Annotated in this window: 16 protein-coding genes; 8 read left to right on the top strand and 8 right to left on the bottom strand. The window is 52.5% G+C overall.

Annotated features, from left to right (window positions below; genetic code table 11):
* Window positions 1–518: 518 nt before the first annotated feature.
* Complete coding sequence (locus ACR0NO_RS08445; RefSeq protein ID WP_480723630.1) at window positions 519–1,124, bottom strand: hypothetical protein; 606 nt, start codon at window positions 1,122–1,124, stop codon at window positions 519–521.
* On the opposite strand from ACR0NO_RS08445, the gene ACR0NO_RS08450 reads away from it, so the two are divergent.
* Window positions 1,111–3,177 carry an adenylate/guanylate cyclase domain-containing protein gene (locus ACR0NO_RS08450; protein WP_480723631.1) on the top strand — a complete coding sequence of 689 codons (2,067 nt, stop codon included), beginning with the start codon at window positions 1,111–1,113 and terminating at the stop codon, window positions 3,175–3,177. The genes ACR0NO_RS08445 and ACR0NO_RS08450 overlap by 14 nt on opposite strands.
* Before the next feature lie 138 nt (window positions 3,178–3,315).
* Here ACR0NO_RS08450 and ACR0NO_RS08455 read toward each other — a convergent pair whose 3' ends face one another.
* The gene (locus tag ACR0NO_RS08455) at window positions 3,316–4,269 is read right to left on the bottom strand and encodes a DMT family transporter (protein ID WP_480723632.1); all 954 of its coding nucleotides are present in this window, start codon (window positions 4,267–4,269) and stop codon (window positions 3,316–3,318) included.
* 646 nt (window positions 4,270–4,915) lie between these two features.
* On the opposite strand from ACR0NO_RS08455, the gene ACR0NO_RS08460 reads away from it, so the two are divergent.
* Window positions 4,916–5,101, top strand: a complete 186-nt coding sequence (locus ACR0NO_RS08460) for a hypothetical protein (protein ID WP_480723633.1) — start codon at window positions 4,916–4,918, stop codon at window positions 5,099–5,101.
* Between the two features lie 145 nt (window positions 5,102–5,246).
* Here ACR0NO_RS08460 and ACR0NO_RS08465 read toward each other — a convergent pair whose 3' ends face one another.
* The 4 genes from ACR0NO_RS08465 to ACR0NO_RS08480 all read right to left on the bottom strand — a co-directional run bounded on the left by ACR0NO_RS08465 (window position 5,247) and on the right by ACR0NO_RS08480 (window position 8,120).
* Window positions 5,247–5,702, bottom strand: coding sequence for a hypothetical protein (locus ACR0NO_RS08465; protein WP_480723634.1), 456 nt, complete (start codon window positions 5,700–5,702; stop codon window positions 5,247–5,249).
* A gap of 190 nt (window positions 5,703–5,892) precedes the next feature.
* Window positions 5,893–6,312: a hypothetical protein gene (locus ACR0NO_RS08470; protein ID WP_170551948.1), complete on the bottom strand. Its 420-nt coding sequence runs from the start codon at window positions 6,310–6,312 to the stop codon at window positions 5,893–5,895.
* Between the two features lie 301 nt (window positions 6,313–6,613).
* Entirely contained in the window at window positions 6,614–7,066 is a 453-nt protein-coding gene (locus ACR0NO_RS08475) for a hypothetical protein (RefSeq protein ID WP_480723635.1), read from the bottom strand.
* A gap of 154 nt (window positions 7,067–7,220) precedes the next feature.
* Window positions 7,221–8,120, bottom strand: a complete 900-nt coding sequence (locus ACR0NO_RS08480; RefSeq protein WP_480723636.1) for a LysR family transcriptional regulator — start codon at window positions 8,118–8,120, stop codon at window positions 7,221–7,223.
* Between the two features lie 96 nt (window positions 8,121–8,216).
* Between ACR0NO_RS08480 and ACR0NO_RS08485 the strand changes: the two genes are divergently transcribed.
* The 3 genes from ACR0NO_RS08485 to ACR0NO_RS08495 all read left to right on the top strand — a co-directional run bounded on the left by ACR0NO_RS08485 (window position 8,217) and on the right by ACR0NO_RS08495 (window position 11,926).
* Window positions 8,217–8,864, top strand: coding sequence for a class I SAM-dependent methyltransferase (locus tag ACR0NO_RS08485; protein ID WP_480723637.1), 648 nt, complete (start codon window positions 8,217–8,219; stop codon window positions 8,862–8,864).
* A 500-nt stretch (window positions 8,865–9,364) separates the two neighbouring features.
* Window positions 9,365–10,837 (top strand): Na+/H+ antiporter NhaC, encoded by a 1,473-nt coding sequence (gene nhaC / locus ACR0NO_RS08490; RefSeq protein WP_480723638.1) that lies wholly within the window; start codon window positions 9,365–9,367, stop codon window positions 10,835–10,837.
* Window positions 10,838–10,909: 72 nt separating this feature from the next.
* A complete protein-coding gene (locus ACR0NO_RS08495; protein WP_480723639.1) occupies window positions 10,910–11,926 on the top strand; it encodes a GlxA family transcriptional regulator in 1,017 nt (338 codons plus the stop codon).
* Between the two features lie 403 nt (window positions 11,927–12,329).
* Here ACR0NO_RS08495 and ACR0NO_RS08500 read toward each other — a convergent pair whose 3' ends face one another.
* Complete coding sequence (locus tag ACR0NO_RS08500) at window positions 12,330–14,009, bottom strand: BCCT family transporter (RefSeq protein ID WP_170666318.1); 1,680 nt, start codon at window positions 14,007–14,009, stop codon at window positions 12,330–12,332.
* Window positions 14,010–14,342: 333 nt separating this feature from the next.
* Here ACR0NO_RS08500 and ACR0NO_RS08505 point away from each other — a divergent pair, with 333 nt between their 5' ends.
* Entirely contained in the window at window positions 14,343–15,275 is a 933-nt protein-coding gene (locus ACR0NO_RS08505; RefSeq protein ID WP_480723640.1) for a LysR family transcriptional regulator, read from the top strand.
* A 411-nt stretch (window positions 15,276–15,686) separates the two neighbouring features.
* Here the strand turns inward: ACR0NO_RS08505 and ACR0NO_RS08510 are convergent, their stop codons facing one another.
* On the bottom strand, window positions 15,687–17,021 hold the full coding sequence (locus ACR0NO_RS08510) for a tetratricopeptide repeat protein (RefSeq protein WP_480723641.1): 1,335 nt from the start codon (window positions 17,019–17,021) through the stop codon (window positions 15,687–15,689).
* A 99-nt stretch (window positions 17,022–17,120) separates the two neighbouring features.
* On the opposite strand from ACR0NO_RS08510, the gene ACR0NO_RS08515 reads away from it, so the two are divergent.
* Together ACR0NO_RS08515 and gntH are read left to right on the top strand one after the other, a co-directional pair.
* On the top strand, window positions 17,121–17,354 hold the full coding sequence (locus tag ACR0NO_RS08515; protein WP_480723642.1) for a hypothetical protein: 234 nt from the start codon (window positions 17,121–17,123) through the stop codon (window positions 17,352–17,354).
* Window positions 17,355–17,364: 10 nt separating this feature from the next.
* On the top strand, window positions 17,365–18,837 hold the full coding sequence (gntH, locus tag ACR0NO_RS08520; protein WP_480723643.1) for a guanitoxin biosynthesis MBL fold metallo-hydrolase GntH: 1,473 nt from the start codon (window positions 17,365–17,367) through the stop codon (window positions 18,835–18,837).
* The last annotated feature ends 4 nt before the right edge of the window (window positions 18,838–18,841 follow it).

The raw sequence follows: 18,841 nt of genomic DNA on the forward strand, positions 1-18,841 counted from the left end.
CGCGTCGTAGCTTCCGCCAATATAGCTACTTTCAGTCAACGCCGAGTCTCTGATACGGGTGCCTAGGCTCAACGACAACTGAATGAGCGCCCTATGGTTTTTAGAAACTCCGAACTGAACAATTTAGACCGATCCGGGCAGGCATAAGATGCTACGCCTACAGACGCGAGACCCCATGTGCAGCCCGCTGGTGTTGCCGTCCTCATACTTGGCAACGCCGAGAAAAAGCCGGAACCCTCGGGCGTCGAAAATGCTACCCACATATGCAGGTCCCCCCAATTTTTTGGAAAGGGTCGCAGTAGCTGTAAGATGATATGCAGCGTCGTCAAATAGAGGGGCCTTACGTGCGCGGGCGCATGGCCCGTAGGCACAAACCCAAGCCTCCAAATCTGACAGCAGCTACGTGATGGTCAGAGACTACTCGTCGTCATCAAGAATTGCCTCAATCACCTTCTCTTGAGCCTATCTCTCTAGAAGGCTGACTCTGATGTCTTTTAGCCGCTGTGTTGGATTGACGCTCATGCGACAGTTCCGCTGTGGGTATGTGTAATGCTGACACCATCTGCTCGTCCGAAGGCTCGGTCCTGAGCTAAAGCCAACAAGGCGAATTGTTTTGTGCCAGAGAGTTTTCTCGATACAAATTCGCCGTTCCCATCAATGCGATTGAAGAGTTCATCCATCGACAATGGATCGTTCATGCGTTTCACAGCGGTTTCGCCTTTCGACTGAGGCAACTTTCTCATCTCGGGGTCCAGCTCGGGTCGGCCACTCGGATTTCCGGAATGACTAGGCTTGAAGAGCGGTGTTGGCAAAATGTCCCGCTCCGTTTTCAGAAAGTGAATGCACCAAGCAATAACTATCTGTTTTTTAGAATAATTCGGTTTGAGTGGCGTCCGGTTTGGGCGAGCCAAAAACGCCGAAGAAGCCAGGAAAGAACAATAGTGCCAGTACTTTGTGTCTTCAGACAACAAAGTGCTCAAGATACTCATTTGTGAGGCAACGAGCGACTGGACTTCTATTGTTACATTTTGACTAATTGAGGGTATGAAAGTACGTCTCCATATCGGCGTTGCGACGTTATTCACGCTACTCACGTTGGCCGTAACAACCATGCTTGTTGCCATTCTTTATTTTGGCAACAAAGAGCTCGCCATTCGTACTGCGAAAGAGCGGATGGCGGAGGCCAGAAGTCAGTCAGTCGATGAGATGCTAACCGTGATACGCGGAGCGGGAAGTGTCGTATCTTCTGCATCTGTCTTTCTTTCTAAATTTACGGACTATGCTGGCTCAAGTGCAGGTTTGGACGTGCTCTATTCGCAGATGCAAGGCAATGAGCACTACTATGGCTTGTATTTTGGCGAGGAAGAATCCGGAGACTTTTTTCAGAATATTAACCTCCCAAAACATTGGAAAACTTTTGGTACGAGCGCCTTGCCTGTGCCGGAAGGCATAGATCGCGTTCAACGGGTAATTTCCGAGCAATTTGGCGAGCGCGTCGAGACTTACTTTTGGTCGGATGGTCGTTCGCTGGCCATACCATTTCTTAGTGGAACCACTGTCTACGACCCTCGAACACGCCCTTGGTATCGAGGGGCGTTGGAGCAAAGCGGCGTTTACGTTTCGCCGCTTTATCAGTTTGAGAGTACAGGGCGTCTGGGTGCAACGTTCTCAAAAACCGTGGTTGACGACGAAGGTAAATTGCTTGGCGTCGTTGCGCTCGACATAACAATATCGGCACTTTCGCAAATCCTAGATGATATCAGGATTGGCGATCATGGTTTGGTTTTCATGCTAGATCGCGAAGGTCGCCTGCTTTCGTACACCAGCACGCGGTCCGAAGGTGGAGAGCCGCGCTTCGTGAGTACAAATACGAACGAGTCAATTGAAGGTAGTAGCCAAATTATTGACAGTGTCATCGATAAATGGCGAACCAGTCAGCAGGAATTTCTCCGCTTAGCTCCAGCATCCGATGAACGAAACTATATCGCATCTGTGATGCCAATCCCTGAAGTCTTCGGTGCCCAACCCACGCTCGGGCTCATAGTGCCGGAAGATGAGTTTATCGGAGAAATAAAAAGAAACACCACTCGCGCCATGCAAATCGGCGTATTTGCTTTGGTTCTGGCTGTCTCATTTACCTTTGTTGTCGCCCGTCTATTGAGCAAAAACCTCGTGCGCGTGGCAACGGAAGCCAGAAAAGTCAGTAACTTTGAGCTAAGTGAGAACTTGAACCTGAAGTCAAATATTCAGGAAGTCGCCGAACTCGGGGCTGCCGTTGCGAGTATGAAAGCTGGTTTGTCGAGTTTCGGAGCGTTCGTACCGAAGGAGCTGGTGCGCTCTATCCTTTCAAAAGCAGAGAGAATTAGCGTTGGGGGAGAGTCGCGCGACGTGACACTTATGTTCGCCGACCTCAAAGGCTTTACGCGCCAAACCGAGGGGCTTGAACCCGAAGTTCTGATGCCTGCCTTGTCCGAGTATTTCGAAGCAATGGAAAAAGAGATATCCAGCAATCAGGGTACCGTGGATAAGTATATCGGCGATGCCATTATGGCTCTGTGGAATGCTCCACTCGATGATACTGATCACCCTGTTCATGCTTGCCGAGCAGCTTTAGCTTGTTTGCAGGCTGAGGCGAAACTCAATTCTGATAAGGAAGCGTTACCACTACGTCCGTTGCACACACGTTTCGGCCTGCACACCGGTCGCGTAGTGGTCGGTAACGTTGGGTCTCTTTCAAGATTGCAATATACTGCGCTCGGCGCTGCCGTTAATTTTGCTTCCAGACTGGAAGGGTTGAATAAAGTTTACGGTACAAGAATTCTCGTATCGTCAGATGTGGCCGTTCATGTCGAGAGCAAGTTCGTGCTGCGCGAAATTGACTTTGTCGTGCCTGCCGGGACTAGTTTTCCTAGTCGCATCTTTGAACTGGTAGCGGAAAAAGATGATGAGAGTGGTATTTTGGTGAGCGCAGCCAAAAAACGCGAACTCGAAGACTGGCGTGCATGCTATGACTTGTATCAGTCTGGAAAATGGACTGAAGCATTAGATGCCTTAAAGAGGCATCGAGAAATCGCATCTAACAAGCTTCTTGTAGATGTCTTTATCGATCGCTGCAGCAGTTTTGTGTTTGAAGCTCCGGCTGATTGGGATGGCGTTTACCGTTTCGAGAAGAAATAAATGAGAAGCATCGCAAACTCTCGCCCCGATGGACCAGAGAGCAGTCATCCACTCACAATCAAACTGGACCAGTCAAATCAAGCCAACCGAAAATGGGCATTGTGTCAATGCCGGCGTATGTCGTCTTCGAGCCCAATACTAGCGCCTTGGTGATTTTGCGAGCACGGTAGATACGGTGCGCGTCTTTCTACTTCTTGTGATCGCGATTGCGCCCAGCACTAAGGCACATGCAAAAGCTTGAGGAAAAGAGATGGCTTCGCCAAAGGCAAGGTATCCCACTGTAAACATCGTGGGTAATTCGATGCTTCCGACGACCGCAGTTTGGGAAGCCCCAATAACAGGTGAGCATATCGTGTAAATAAGCTGGGGCACGAAAGCAGTAACCAGACCAATACCAACAATGAAAAGCCAATCGGACTGTTCCCTTGGGAGAAGCTCTCCAACCTCAGCACCAAGTATAAGCGGCGCGAGGCCCAGTACAGACCCCAGAGAAACTGACGCGATACGTGCCAACGGCGCGATCCGTGACAACCTGTGTACCAGGACGCAAATTCCGAAGCCAAACCCAAATGGGGTGGCAAGGGATAGCAGCAGCGTTGGTAGATGTTCCGCAGCCACTGATGCAGGCGAGCCAGCTATGACGGCTGCCACCACAATCAGACCAGCGGCCAACATGGCGCGTCGCGTGGGTGCATCGCCAAACACAGTCCAAGCAATAACTAAGGTGAACACCGGATAGGTCATGTAAAGCACACCCACTGTCGATGCGGGCAACTTCTCCAACGCCGTTACATATCCGATCCAACCAAGTCCGATTACGGTGCCAGCGGAAAGACCCCAAGTGATCTCTCGCCATGCTTTTCGGTGCACGATGAGAACCGGAAGCAGAAGAAGAGCCGCAATAATGTAGCGGTAGAATGCGACCGCATAGGGTGCAACGCCCTGTTCGGTCAGGCTGCGGCTGAAGTAGGGAACCAGGCCGAAACAGATTGAAGCAAAAAGAACACCAATAACCGCAAACGCGTAAGGAACGCGTAAGGGATGGGCGTTCGATTTCGCGCAGGTTTCGTTGCCATAATCAGGAACTATCACGCATTTGTATCTTCGTCCTTAGAGATTCTACGAACGAAAGCTATGTAGCAGGCACAAGTTCAGTCTTCTCCAGCAATGGAAGCAGCCGTTCGACGTCACCGCTTTTGGCTACCTGACCGCCGAGGGCGCTAGGAAACACCGAAAACCTTACTGCCATACTGCTATGCGCGGTCAGCCTTCCGTTGTCTGAAGTTCTGTGTTCCGAAAAAAAATTGCGCAAGACGCAATACGAAAAAATCGAGAAATTTTTGAGAGGGGTGACGTGGCGTGCCGAGGCCGCGCTCCACTGGCCACTGTGATTTTGTCGGGGTTGGGTTGTATTTTCGGGATTTTGCTTGGCCTGACAAAACTCACTCCGACGCCTGCCTCTCGATCGACGAAGCCTCACTGCATGCTGGTACCAGGTCGCTCCCTTTGTGTATCTTGCTCGCCATTGGTTTTGGGTTTCGCGTGTCGAATGACGCAGGCCACATCTCGCGCACGCTCTTTACGTCAGCGTTGCTGTCGCACTGTACACCCTATTGCTGGATACACTCGTTTCAGTTTGCCCCGAAATGTATCCGGTCACGGCGCTTTCTCACGAATGCGGAGCGAGAGTATATGGCGCAGGTTGTAGTGCCCGTCGGTTTTCGTAGACCGCACAGGAATGCCCGTATTTGTCCAGATTGCGCAAAACCATAGTGACAATCTGCGCTGCCGCGTGCTGACCACGCAGAAACTCAACTATGAGGGGCATCGCCTCTATCGTGACTACATCGCTGCGGTGCGTTTAAGCGGCATGTTTGCACCGTTCGTGACGGTTCATAAGCGGTTTCCGCTGGCGCGGGTGTGACCAAGGGTATCAAAGTGTTCTGACCCTGCATCCTCTAGTTTACTACTATATATTCAAAGTGCCTTTTAAGATTATCTCACTTAAATCCTACACACGACTTTGACGTACTTGTTAGCACGTTGGATATTCCCTTCACACTAACAACTTAACTTTTCCCCTCATTTTCGCCCCGAAGCAGATTCACGTAGAAAACGCGGGAGGTTTCGCTGATTTCCGGTGCATCTTTCGTCCGTTCCATTCGAAACGGACATCTGGTCTGTCGCTTTGCGCGATTCCCGAGGTTCATGCGGTTGGCGCGGAGTGTGTAGGCGTCGTCGACCTTGGGGTCGCGGTTGCGGCGCAGGCATCCGGTCAATTCCTGTGCGGACGGCCTCTTGTTCCCTGCAAACGCCCTATCAAAAATTCTTGGATCGACATGTTCAATGATTGCAGTTGCCTTGACCCAGTCACCTTCGGGCGGCTGCATCATCCCGTTGACATCGATCAGGGTTACGGACATCAGGAGGTCGTCCAGGCCGGTTGGTGCGTTCCCCATGACGTCCGCCTCACCGGCTTCGACCCACGGCACGAAGAAGTCCGGCGCTTCGCCCACGTTCAGCACCGGTCCGGCGACTGCACTTTCTCAATAAGGGAATCGGCTAGTGGGTTTTACGGAGGGCACTTTGGCGGTGGCGATGCAGGCGAGTGCGCCGAGGATTCGCCCCCGGTTGTCGCGAGTCCACTTCAGAATGTCCGGATGCTTAAAGTCGCGAAGGGTCATATTCTAAAATCTGCGTGGCACGAGGCGGATTTTAACGGCGCGGGACGCCGTGTCGCCCGCCAAGAGGATGTTGTTTCCGGTCAGGGCAACCGACTATGCCTGTCGGCCCGGAGTGGGTCTTGGAAAGCTGCGACACCCGCGCATTCCAGATGCGGGGCGTGACCAGTTGGTGTGGGTCGCGGTAGCTGTTGCCGATGGTCGAGCCGGTGGTGACGTTGTCGAAGGCCAGCAGCGGCGCGCTTTCCATTGTCACACTGGTGATGAGCTTTTCACGTTCCTCCCGGTCTTCGGGCAACGACGTCATTGCGGCGATTTGGTCTGTGACGGTGCAGTTGACGCGATCAAGCAGGATGGACTTGCCAATACCAGCGCTGGGCGCTGTCATAGCGAAGAGCGAAATTGTCGACCCGTAGAGGTCGGTTTTGGTATGCAACAGGGAGATGGCCAGCATCAGGGCGGCGGCGAAGTCCGCCCCCGTTTCGAATGGGAAGTCGCACAGCTACTCGTGGCTAGGAACGTGACGGCCTTGTGGGGGTCGTCACACACCTCGATGTCAAGCTCGCCAGTCTCCAGCCACAGTCCCGAGGGTTCGTGGTATCCGGAGCCGAACAGAAATTGGCCGTCGTGCATGGCCGGGAACACCACCACACCCTTCAGGATTGGCAGTGCCGCCCCTGCGGTTTTGGCCATTTTGCTTGCGAGGCCGGTGGGGGTGAACACCGGCGTCTGGGCTATGCCGCTATTCGTGCGCCTTACGCTCTGGAAATATGCGACCTTGTGGAGCGGACCCAACATATGGCTCGCCGTGATGCCCCCGGTGCTGACGATGGGGGTCGGGTCCTTAGTCGGTTTGCCGTCCTCGCGTTAATGTCGTTGCCCTGTTTGTTGCACCGTTTGACGGCGAGGTAGGCCGAGCGCGCCTTGCGAATGGCGATACCGATGCCGCCGTAGGAGAGACCCAAGTGCGCTTCACGCAGCAAGGTTTCAAGTTCTGGAATCATGTCCATAAGAGCATTCGGGTCGCTGGTGTTTACCACCACCTTGTCGTCAGGCTCCTGCCGCTCCTCGATGACGAACACGCTGCGAGCACTGTTGCGCACCCGATCCCACCGGGTCTTAACCCTTTGCTCTCGCACCTTCTTTTCAACCGTTTCCAGTTCGTCCTCGACGGCGACGGCCAGTTCAATGGCCTCCGGGGCTAGCACGTCCTCGACGCCCGCCGCCGTAGCCCGGTTCCAGCGGGTCGGACGGGCTCACGCCGTTGTACGTGGGGCGGTTCCTGAGTATCTCGCCGAAGCAACTTTGCCGCATAGCAAGTGAAGCGTTGGAATAGCCTGTGACATAAAGCGAACTCCCAGATTACCTGATGGTCCCTGCGCTAAGTTGGTCCGCCAGTTGATCAAACACCAACCTGATCCTTCGTGCGGTATGTAATTCGGAGTGCGTCGCCAGCCAAATCGGGAACTTAAACGGCTCGCGGTCGGGAAGCACGCGCTCCACACCTGGCGTTAAGGCAGCCACATCATCCGACATTACACTTATGCCAAACCCTTGGCGCACCAATTCCCAGGATACTATCCCGCTTTGTGAGCCAATCCTGAAGCTTCTTCGGGTGACCTGAATGCCCGCCGGATCGAGAAAGCCGATCATCGTGTCGATGTCCCCGAACCCGACAAAGTCCAATTTCGCAAGTTCATTTTCATTTTTAGGCCGTCCGACCTGATCAAGGTATGAAGGTGCCGCGTAAAAATGCGCTCTGGCCTCGGCGACAAGCTTTGCTGTCAGATCCGGCTGAGTTGGGCGTACATGTCGGATGGCGATATCAGCCTCACGTCGCTGTATGTCTCGAATGTCATTTGCAGCAACGATGTCTATCTCTAGTCGCGGTGCCGCAAGTCGGATTTTTTTCAGTATCGGCGGCAGCTGATAGGCAGACATCACATCGGATGCAGTAATCCTGACTTGCCCTTCAACAGCTTGCGACTGGCTTGTCGCAGTAAGTGAAATCCTGTTTGCTACATCCGCCATTTCTCTGACATGCAACAAAAGCTCGGCGCCAGCGGTCGTTAAATTAAGCGACTTGCCGACTCTTTCAAATAGGGTGATGCCAAGCGCGGTTTCCAGTGCAGCAACTTGACGGCCGACAGTTGGTTGAGTTTGCTCAAGAACGCGCGCCGCCGCGGAAAACGATCCTTCTTCGGCTGTCGCAAGAAAGGACCTTACTTGATTCCAGTCGAAATTGATGGCGTTCCAATTCATGCATTAATGCATAACAGTTCTGCAGATTGTGGCAATTCCATAAATGATTGTTTGGACGTAAAGGATGCGGTAACAACCTTGTAAGAGAGCAATGAAATGGCTGCTTTGTCCAAAGATGCCGCGTTCTGGAGCAAAATCTCGCAAAAGTACGCGGCAGACCCAATCCGCAATATGGAAGGGTATCTGAAAACACTCGAGTTTACGAAGTCGTACCTGAAAGCGGACGACAACGTACTGGAAATCGGGTGCGGGACGGGTTCAACAGCGCTGCTGCTTGCACCGCATGTTGCCCATATCACCGCGACGGATCTCGCTCCGGGCATGATCGAGATTGCCGATGAGAAGCGTGCGAAAGAAGGATTGGAGAATGTCACTTTCAAGGTGGCCGAAGTTCTTGAGCACGGTCTTGACGAAGGGTCTTACGATGCGGTCCTGGCGCACAATTTGCTTCATCTCATGCCCGATTTGGACCAAGCGCTTGAGCACATTTCCGCACTTACAAAACCCGGTGGGTTTTTCATATCCAAAACCGTTTGCGCCCCTGAGAGCGGTGGTTTCAAGTATACGATGATCAGTCGGGTCGCGATCCCAATCATGCAGGCTCTTGGTAAAGCCCCATTTGTGCATTTTGTGTCTGGATCAGTGCTTGAGAGGAAGATTGCCTCCGCAGGCTTCGATATCCTCTATACGACTGATCAAGCCTCAATCCTCCAAAGCCGCTATATTGTCGCGCAAAAATCTTGAAGTTTTAGTTCGATCAGCGGCATCGGTTGGCACTATCTTTGCGTCACATTGCGCGTTGTTTTTATACTGGAATGAACGGAGTTACTTCGGTCTGCCTCTAACTCAAGAAAGCTATTACGGCGGGCCGTTTTTTTCGCATTTAGCGAGTTCAGGCAGGCTTTGATTTTGCGCTCGTTGCGAACGACAAGTTCGATGCGCCGTGCTGCAGCACGGGGACTATGGGGTGAAGGTACGGAAAGGACCATGACTAACAGAACCACTCCAACTCGAGCAAAGTTTGCTAGTTGCCCCAATGAAGATGAGGTGGTCGAAACGCAGGTAATTTGTTTGGCGTGATCGCAATTGTCAGTCTTCAGTTCATTCGAAGACGCCAAAATCCGCCGCCCGAATGTCGCAAATTTTAACAAGATGTACGCTCTGACCGACAGTCTCACATCGCCAAACTTGGTTTCTTCCGCAGATCAACAAGGTTCTGGACCAATCTAAAGGAGGAGACTCATATGCCTGGGAATGAAGACAACATACGACAGCCCGGCTTGCTGCTGGCGCTTGCGCCAATAGTGCTGACTCTGTGTGTGCTTGGGCTGCAATTATTCTATTTCGGTGACTTTACCCCGCATATCCCGTTGGCATTTGGGATCGCGATCACCAGCATCGTTGGCCTCATGTTGGGTCACAAATGGCCCAATATCGAAGAGGGCGTTTTCCACGTTATCAATATCTCACTGCCTTCAGTTTCGATTCTGATCACAGTGGGAATGATAATCGGTGTGTGGATCGCGAGCGGAACTGTGCCAACGCTGATCTACTACGGTCTCAAGATTTTGTCGCCTGAACTTTTCCTCGCCGCTGGAATGGTCCTTTGCTCCATTGTCTCCGTTTCATTGGGCACTTCGTGGGGAACGACAGGCACTGTCGGTTTAGCGCTGATGGGGATCGGTGCGGGGTTCGGTATTCCAATGTATTGGACAGCGGGGGCGGTCGTCTCCGGAGCATTCTTTGGAGACAAGATCTCACCTCTATCGGACACGACGAACTTGGCACCAGCCGTGACAGGAACCAATCTGTTCGATCACATTCGGAATATGCTTCCAACCACCGTTCCTTCGATGCTGATTGCACTCGTGATCTACTTTGTCGTTGGCTTCACTCTGATTGACACGTCACAGGTATCGTTTGACCGCATTCATGCAATCACGACGGCACTGGATGACGCGTTCTGGATTTCGCCGATCATGCTGTTTCCAGCCGTTCTGGTCATCGTGCTGGCAGTCATGAAACAACCTCCGATCCCGTCACTGTTTGCAGGCGCCGTTTCGGGCGGCATCATGGCTATCTTCTGTCAGGGGGCTGGACTGCATGAGACGTTCACCTTCGCCAATAGCGGCTATTCGATCGATACTGGGGTTCCAGAGATCGATCCCCTGCTGAACCGCGGAGGTATTCAGTCGATGATGTGGACGATTTCACTGGTGCTGCTTGCCCTGGGGTTTGGTGGAGCGCTTGAACGTGTCGGTTGCCTTCAGGCGATCATCAAAGTTGTCATCTCGAAGGTGAAAACGTTTGCCGGCATTCAAACCTCGGCCATCCTGACCTCTGTCGCGACCAACACCGTTGCAGGTGACCCCTATCTGTCAATTGCGCTTCCTGGACGGATGTATGCACCGGTCTATCGTGCGATGGGCTATTCCCCGCTGAACCTTTCCCGGGCGGTCGAGGAAGGCGGAACACTGGTGTCCCCTCTAATCCCGTGGAATGCAGGTGGTGCGTTTGTCATCACGGCGCTTGGTTTGGGTATCGCAGACGGCAACTTCGAAAACCTGCTGTATATTCCGCTTGCATTCGCTTGCTGGCTGTCACCGGTCATCGGTATCTTCTATGCCATGACAGGGCTCTTTTCGCCTAAAGCAAGCGAAGATGAAGTCCGCTCCTGGGAGGAAAGCGGCGAACCTGTTGCACAGATGCGTGCGTAATCTTTCTGCACCAACACCAAATGAGGTGTTGGTGCCCTTCATCCGCCTTGGTCGATACTGGGAGGAGAGCATATGGACCCGAGAAACTTTGTCCCAAAGGGCGCGGCCAGCTATCGCATTGACTATGATGGGCCGGCCAAGGAAATCTATTTTCTGCTGCTGCCAAAGCTGACCATGCTGGCTTTTAGCGCCGCAGTGGAACCTCTGAGGATCGCTAATCAGGTTACAAACAAAGAACTGTATAAATGGTTTCTGATCACTGAAGATGGAGAACCGGTTTCTTGTTCGAATGGGGTTGAAATTAAGCCGGATTTTGCGTTGCACAATCTGCCACGATCATCGCGGCTGTTTGTCTGCTCGGGTATTGAACCAGCAGAAAGTACGAACCCCAAGGTCCTGTCGTGGATCCGCCGCCAAAGAACCTTTGGGTGTAATCTGGGTGGTATTTGCACAGGGGCTTTCGCCCTTGCCAAGGCCGGAGTTCTGTCAGGTAAAAGGTTCACATTGCATTGGGAAAACCACCCTGCTTTCATCGAACATTTTGATGGTTTGGAACCATCGTCAAACCTGTATGAGATCGACAATGAGCTTATGACATGTGGCGGAGGAAATGCCGCAACCGACATGATGTTGGACATGATCGAATCCGATTTCGGAAATGACCTGGCGGTCATCGTTTCGGACATGTGCATTCACTTTCGGTCCAACAATAGTAAAACGCTCCAGAAATCAGCCTTTTCGGTCGCTTTGGGTAGCCGCAACCAGTACCTCATCAACGCGATGCAGATCATGCAAGAAAACCTGGAAGAGCCTTTAGATATCTCTGAAATAGCAGAAGCGGTGCAGATATCTCGTCGCCAGTTAGAGCGTCTCTTCCAAAAGTATGTCGAAACTTCGCCTGTTCAGTTTTATATAGAACTGCGCGTTTCAAGGGCTTACGCATTGCTCAGCGAAACCGAGATGGCGGTCGCGGAGATCGCGGCAGCCACCGGCTTTAGCAGTGCGACGCAACTTACAGCACGTTTCAAGAATCGCTACGGCGAAGCGCCAACTTCATTCAGAAGAGGGTGGTCTGAAAGACGTGAGTAATTTGCGTCCTAACAGTCATAATCTGAAAAATCTGAACGTACCCCGGTACTTTCTCTGCAGCCAGCCAAGGTCCGTTTTGGGAACGCTGCAACGCAGGACCTTAAGTATTGAAAAATGTCTGAAAGTGGCGATGAGTTCCGGTCGACGCAGCGTTGTATGGTTCGAAGTTGCGCTGCCTCCGAGGTCTGGAAAGAGCTCAATGTGCAAAATGCTACACAGTGAATCAATGCTGGTAGTGCTCGAAAGCTGACGTAGCCAAGTTCATTCAAAATCGCATTTTTGATGTCGATCAACCAGTCAACGCACAGTGCAAAAACCTGCACTTCTGATGGATTGCTGTATGGGCTGCCTTCATATTTGTGACCCTAGGAACGTCCCAGGGTCACTGTTGGCTATGCGAATTTTATTCGGCTGGCATCGTCGAGGTTTCTGGATCAATAGTTGATGCGATGCCGGCAGCTTCGCGGCGCCCGTCGTTCCAGATAGCTTTGATCAACGCAATGCACATCAGCGCCATGACGATGGAGAAAGGTAATGCACCGATTACCATAGCTGTCTGGATTGCTCCCGTTCCACCAGAGATTAGCAAACCGCCAACGACCAATGCCAGCGCCGCACCCCAGAACATGATGTGCGGGCGAGCCTTGGGCCCTTCGTCTCCAGCAGCGTTGATCGTGTTCACGATTAACACTGCCGAGTCAGCGGAAGTTACAAGGAATGTCATCAAGAGGATCACGATCACTACTGCCATTGCCCAGGCAAGGAATTCCGCTATTGGCGCGAGCATGTACGTAGTCATGGCAAAGATCTTGTCACCATTGGCTGCGTCCAGAATCACGCCATTCGCACCGCCATTCAGTTCCAGGTCGATGGCTGTACCACCGGCCCACGCGAACCAGACAAAGCACATCAGCGACGGCACGATCATTGCGCCCAGCACAAACTCACGGATGGAGCGACCGCGCGAAATGCGCGCCAGAAACAACCCGACGAAGGGTGCGAACGCGATCCACCAAGCCCAGTAGAACACCGGCCACCAGCCTTGCCACTGTGCTAATAGGAAAGCCTCGGAGCCCTCAACGCCATCTGATGCGTAAACATTGAAGCTGAGCCAAGGCAAAGCGATCAAGTAATCCCAGATACCGACAAAGAAGGCCTTGGCGCCAAAGAATGTCGCTCCGAACAGGATGAAGAAACCCAGTAGGAAGATCGACAACGCCATGTTGATGTTCGACAGCCACTTGATGCCTTTACCCACACCGGACAATGCCGACAGCGTCGAGGCACCCATAATGACCAGCAAGGCGACGATGATGCCCAGTGTCGTGGCAGACCCATCTGCATTGGCCAATCCACCAATGCCGATACGGGTCAGACCCGCTACAAATTGCTCAACGCCAAACCCTAATGTCTGGGCCACACCGAGGATTGTCGCAACGACGGCCACGATATCAATCAGGTGACCAAGGTTGCCTGACAATGCTTTGCCAAAAAGCGGTGTCAAGGATGAGCGGATCGTCAGCGGAAGCCCCCGGCGATAGCTGAAGAATGCCAATGCCAAACCGGCAATCGCGTAACACGCCCAAGCGCCCAATCCCCAATGCAGGTAGGACCAGACGTAGGCGGTGCGCACATTGTCCGCATCCAGAGCTGTAGTGACCCCCTGAATAACCGAAGGATTGTTCTTGAAGTGGGCTACGGGTTCTGCAACCGCCCAGGTCAACATCCCAACCCCGATCCCTGCACCAAACATCATCGAAAACCAGGAGAAATTCGAGAACTCTGGCTTTTCACCTTCGACACCCAGGTTGAGACGTCCCGCGGCTGGCCAGATGGCCAAACCAATACAGACGATAACAAATCCGGTTACGACCCAGATGTACCAAGCAGCAAACTGAGCCAGAATAGCTGCGTTCCAGTCGCCAAGGATCCTGCCAGCCTGGGTTGGCCAAACGATACACCAGACAACCAGCAAACTGATGATGATCTTACTGATCACTGTGACATTTACACTGAACCCCCGATAAAAACCGTTATCAGCGGTCTTAATTGGAAGCTCTGAAAGAGGTGGCTTTATCGCCATAGTCAACTTCTCCCTGTTTTTGATATTCTAGTGAGATTGTGTGCTAGATTTGGCCCGACAGCCCAAGTTGTCGGGAAACCAGTGAACCCAACGATGCACACAAAAGCGTCGTCAGCCTCAACGTGTCCAGAGAATCACAAATCTCTAAAATTATTCGATTCTTTGAGCCTGCATACGCATTTGAGTTTCGTTGTTCGGATGGCTGTCCGCTTCTGTAGCCGCGGCTCCAATTTGTTATCGTTGGCTCCCGTGTTTCTTTCACAGGGCTGCACTCGCGCCCACTGGCATAGTTTTTGGTATAATTCTTCTTTCTTTTGCAGTAGCTGAGTAGTTATGGATGACATTAACAGAGTTAATACCAATCTAAGCCGGAACCTCGTTGCGCTCTATGCGTTCGAAATGGTCGCAAAACATGGAAACTTTACGAGTGCGGGAGACGCTCTCGGGCTGACCCAGTCCTCTATCTCGCAACGGATAAAAGGTTTGGAGGTTGATCTGGGTGTCGTCCTCTTCAAAAGGGAGCACCGGGGTGTCTCACTGACACACGAGGGTTTTAGGCTTTTGAACGTGGTCAGACCAGCGATGACGCAGATGAACTATGCGGTAAACTCTTTGCTGGAACGCAAAACTAGACCCAGCGTTCGAATCTCAGCCGATTTCGCGTTCTCAACATTCTGGTTGCTGCCTCGTCTTGGTTACCTCCGAGAGGAAATCGGGGATGAAATTGAATTTCAGATTTTGGCTTCAAATGTGCCACCCAGTCTGAATGATACCGATTGCGACATTCGTATTCATGTTGCGCCCAAGGACCAGATCAAACCTGATGAAATACTAGTCTTGGAAGAAGTTGTCGCTGCCGTTTGCAGTCCTCAGCTGTTAGAGAAGATCGGGCCAATCCAAAATCCTTCAGACTTGCTCAATGTTCAACTCTTGAGTCTGTCAAAACCCGCAACCGCGGCGTGGCAAACCTGGCAAGGATGGTTTGATAGCTTAGGCGTAACGGGCGAAAGAAAGAAAAATTACATTAGTTTCAACAACTACGACATGGTCACCCAGGCCGCTTTGTCAGGTGAAGGCGTTGCATTAGGCTGGATTGGATTGATTGATGATCTGCTCAGCAAGGGTTCCCTTGTGACCGTTACGGACGATCTCGTTTTCAGCGATGCCGGTTATGTGATGTCACGGAGCCATACCAACTCGGGCCGAGGACCCAGGCTTGTGTTCGACTGGATCTCGGACCAAGTTCTCGCAACATCTTCAAAATAGCGAGTCGTTGGATCGTTCAGTCAACCTAGCCGTCAAGTCAGGTCTATACGAAAACTTAATACGGCAAAGGTTCGAAGCTACATTGAAAACTCTGGTTTTTGCGTTTTGCGAGCTTTCAAAGTCCAGTCACGAATGCAAAATTGCGGGTTCGATTGGTTCTTAGGTGTCATGCTTTCGACGGCTGCTTTGGCCGCACTTAAGGCGGTGGCCACTATCCAATACGAGCAGGTGCGGCGAACGGCGGCTGTGTGGGTTTGCAAACACCACAGCAAAAAACCACCGTGAAAGTCTCTTTTGGGCCGACATCGGTCAATCAAAGTGAGGATTAAGGTTTATTACTAGGCAACCTCCATAATTGGTTTAAACGTCCTCTTCTAGACGCACATCATTGTCGTTTTGATCGGCCGTTTGTCAAAACTTGCTAAGTGTTTCCAGTATCAAATTCCGTGTAGCGTTGTCGTTGTTGAATATCCTGTAAGCGAGAAACTCAGACGGAAACTCGGGCCACGTTTTGCGCATTTGAACAACGAGCCGTTGTGCTTCTTCCGTGTTTCCCAACTGATCTTGCGCGACGGCTTGGAATAAGAGCGAAGGAGCGCTAACCGGCGCTCCGGCAGCTGGGGCCCCTTGAAAGGCTTCGACAACACTCTCGTAATTCCCGAGCATGAGTTGCGATACGCCCCAGATGTTTCTCGCACCAAACCTACCGGATCCTGATCTGGGTCTCTCCGGGTTACTGACTTCGGCAGCAAGTTCCGGGGCATTGGCAACTATGGCAGTGATCCCTACAAGATCGAGAATATGGCCGTCCTTCGGTCTCAATTCGACGGACATTCGGGCGTATTTTAAAGCCTCGTTTGGCTGGTTATAGACAGCCAACACCCAACCATTTGCGCCATTTGCCCACGCATCAGCAGGGGACAATTCAAGGGCCTTTTCAGATAGTTCCGAAGCTTGACCTAAGAGATCTTCTCTTTGCGCTTCATCCGGGGACAGCATGGCCAGAGTTGCCAAAACCTGTGCCGATCCCGCATAGCCATCGGAGAGTGCTGGGTCGAGCTCGGCTGCATGCTGGAACATTCCCAGTGCGATTTGCTGGCGTTTGACGTCAAAAACGGGAAAAAACATGCCTCGGGCTTGATCTGCAAGGTTGGCCGCCTGAAGTCTTGTCAAAGATTGTTCACCAAGTGCTGCACGTTCAGCTTGTTCAATGGATTGAGCCGTTGGCGGTACTTCTGTGTTTTTTTGGCTCGTCCAGATGCCAAGCACAACGACTACTGCGAGGACCCCCAATCCAACTGGCAGCGGTCGCAGCGAACGCCGACGCCCGCTGGGCTCATCGCCGTTCCATGCATTTGATACGCCGTCTTCACTTGTAGGCTCGTATGAAAACCGCGGCTTGTATCCGCCAGGATCAACAAAAATGCGAACCCCTTCGCCGTCCCATTGATCTTCGTAAAACTCGCGCAATAGCCGACGCAGCCGCCTGGCTTCGACGCGAACGAGGTTTTGGCCGCCACTGCCATCAATGCGTCGCCCATAGACCTCTACAGCAATAGCTTTGCCTCGGATCTGGGGACCACGGCCCGCGATAGCTTCCTCGACTACGTATGTAAGAAACTGTTGGAGGCGGGGTGAAGCTTGGAACTCGTCGCTCGATACAACGCGCTCGAGCGCTTCCCGGACAAGATCCGGCGACGGCTGCTCAACATGTTGATCTATCGGCAATTCATTAGCTTTGTTCAAGGCAAACTCACCCCCAACTCACGGTGACTCACTTGGCCTGCACGGTCAACCACACTCATCTCGATGTGAGAATAGATAGTGGGAGCCGGGATTTATCCAGTGGCAGTGGACCTGACAGAAGAGATTCCAGAACTGTCCGATGCGCTGTCAGCGCGTATCGAAACGGATGCGTTGCTCAAGGAGGTCGTCGAAGACCTGAAGAAAGCTTCCGAGTTGCTGGATGATGTATCGATCACAGCCTCAGAGCGCGCGGAATGGGCCCACATAAAATCTGAACTCGTGAACGAACTTCGCCGGATGGTGAAGCGCGATCCTCGCAACATTTCCAATTGAGGGCATGGCCATGACAAAAGAAGACAACGGCAAAGATCTGAAAAACGACCCGAACCAGCAATCTGACGACATCGAAAACCCTTCCCGGCGACACGTTATGCAGGGGCTGGCAGCAGGCGCGGTCGCAACCGGTGCCGTTAGCTACGGTACTGGAGCTGCACAGGCGCACCCCGGAGATGGACCACCAGGCGAAAGCCTAAAGAACCCTTACGGCGGCAGACCTGCGGGCGGTATCACGCTGCCGGAGTATTTCCGCCCCACAAAATACATGACTGGTTCGAACGCGAACTACTTCCCGCTGTCCGAAGAGCTCGGCCCCGACGAAATGCGGATTTCATTCTGCGGTTCCACCCCATTTCCTCCGAGAGAAGATCAGGCTGGCACCTGTATTATGGTCGAGTTGGGCAACGGAAAGAGGTTCTTCTTCGACTTCGGATCCGGTTGTGTCCGCAACATTATCGGGATGCAGGTTCCGGGTCAGTTGATCAACGACATCTTCATAACGCACCTGCATGTCGATCACTATGCCGACATCCCATACATCTACCCGTTCCGGGCTTGGTCTGGTGGATATACACCGCTTCGCATTCACGGTCCATCAGGTCGGACACCCGAGCTTGGCACGGCCGGAATGGTTAAAGGCATGCAGCAAATGCTCAAATGGCATCTGGAGGCCTTTGATGTATTCCCGATTGGGGACGGCTATGAGATTGAGGTCAACGAATTCGATTTCCGCCAGGAAGGTGGCATCGTTTATGACGAAGATGGCGTGACTGTTCGGTCCTGGCCTCGTAGCCACGCCAAGGACGGAGCTGTGGGGTATCGGCTGGATTGGAATGGCCTGAGCTTTGTTTGGACCGGCGATGGCCGCCCTGATGAACTGAGCCTTGAATACGGAAAAGGCGTGGATGTGTTTGTGACCGAAATGTCCGGACAGGATATCGGTCAGTTGATGACCTACAAATACGGTTTGCCGCAAGAGCTGTTCAACTACACGATCGATACGCACCATACTTCGCACTATGCGGTCGGTAAGATGATGGCTGAGGCGCGCCCAAGGCTTGCAATGGTAACCCACTATACGCAAGACGAGGATATCGATGCTGAGATGTTGGCGGGAATCCGAGCGCACTATGATGGGTTGTTCGCCTGGGGTTTGGATGTCGCCGTTGTCAACGTAACCAAGGATGCAATCTGGTATCGGAAGGCGACGCTTCCCGGAAAGTCTGGATCTGTCGCCCCCTTCCGCGAATTGGGCAAGATGGAAGCAGAAGGCAAGATCACGCTGCCGGATGAAATCAAGCCGCCAGCACCGCGGTCATCACGTGCCGAACAGCAAGATCAGAAGTACCGAGACATGGAGATCGATCCCAAAGAATACTACCCAGCTGATGTATTCCGGGCTCCTGATCCAGAATGGCCCAGCGATTTCGTCATTAAGGTCGATGACGTCATCCCGAACCGAAAGAAGAAGGCGGAGTAACGAC

Source organism: Ruegeria sp. CL3 (assembly GCF_056536505.1).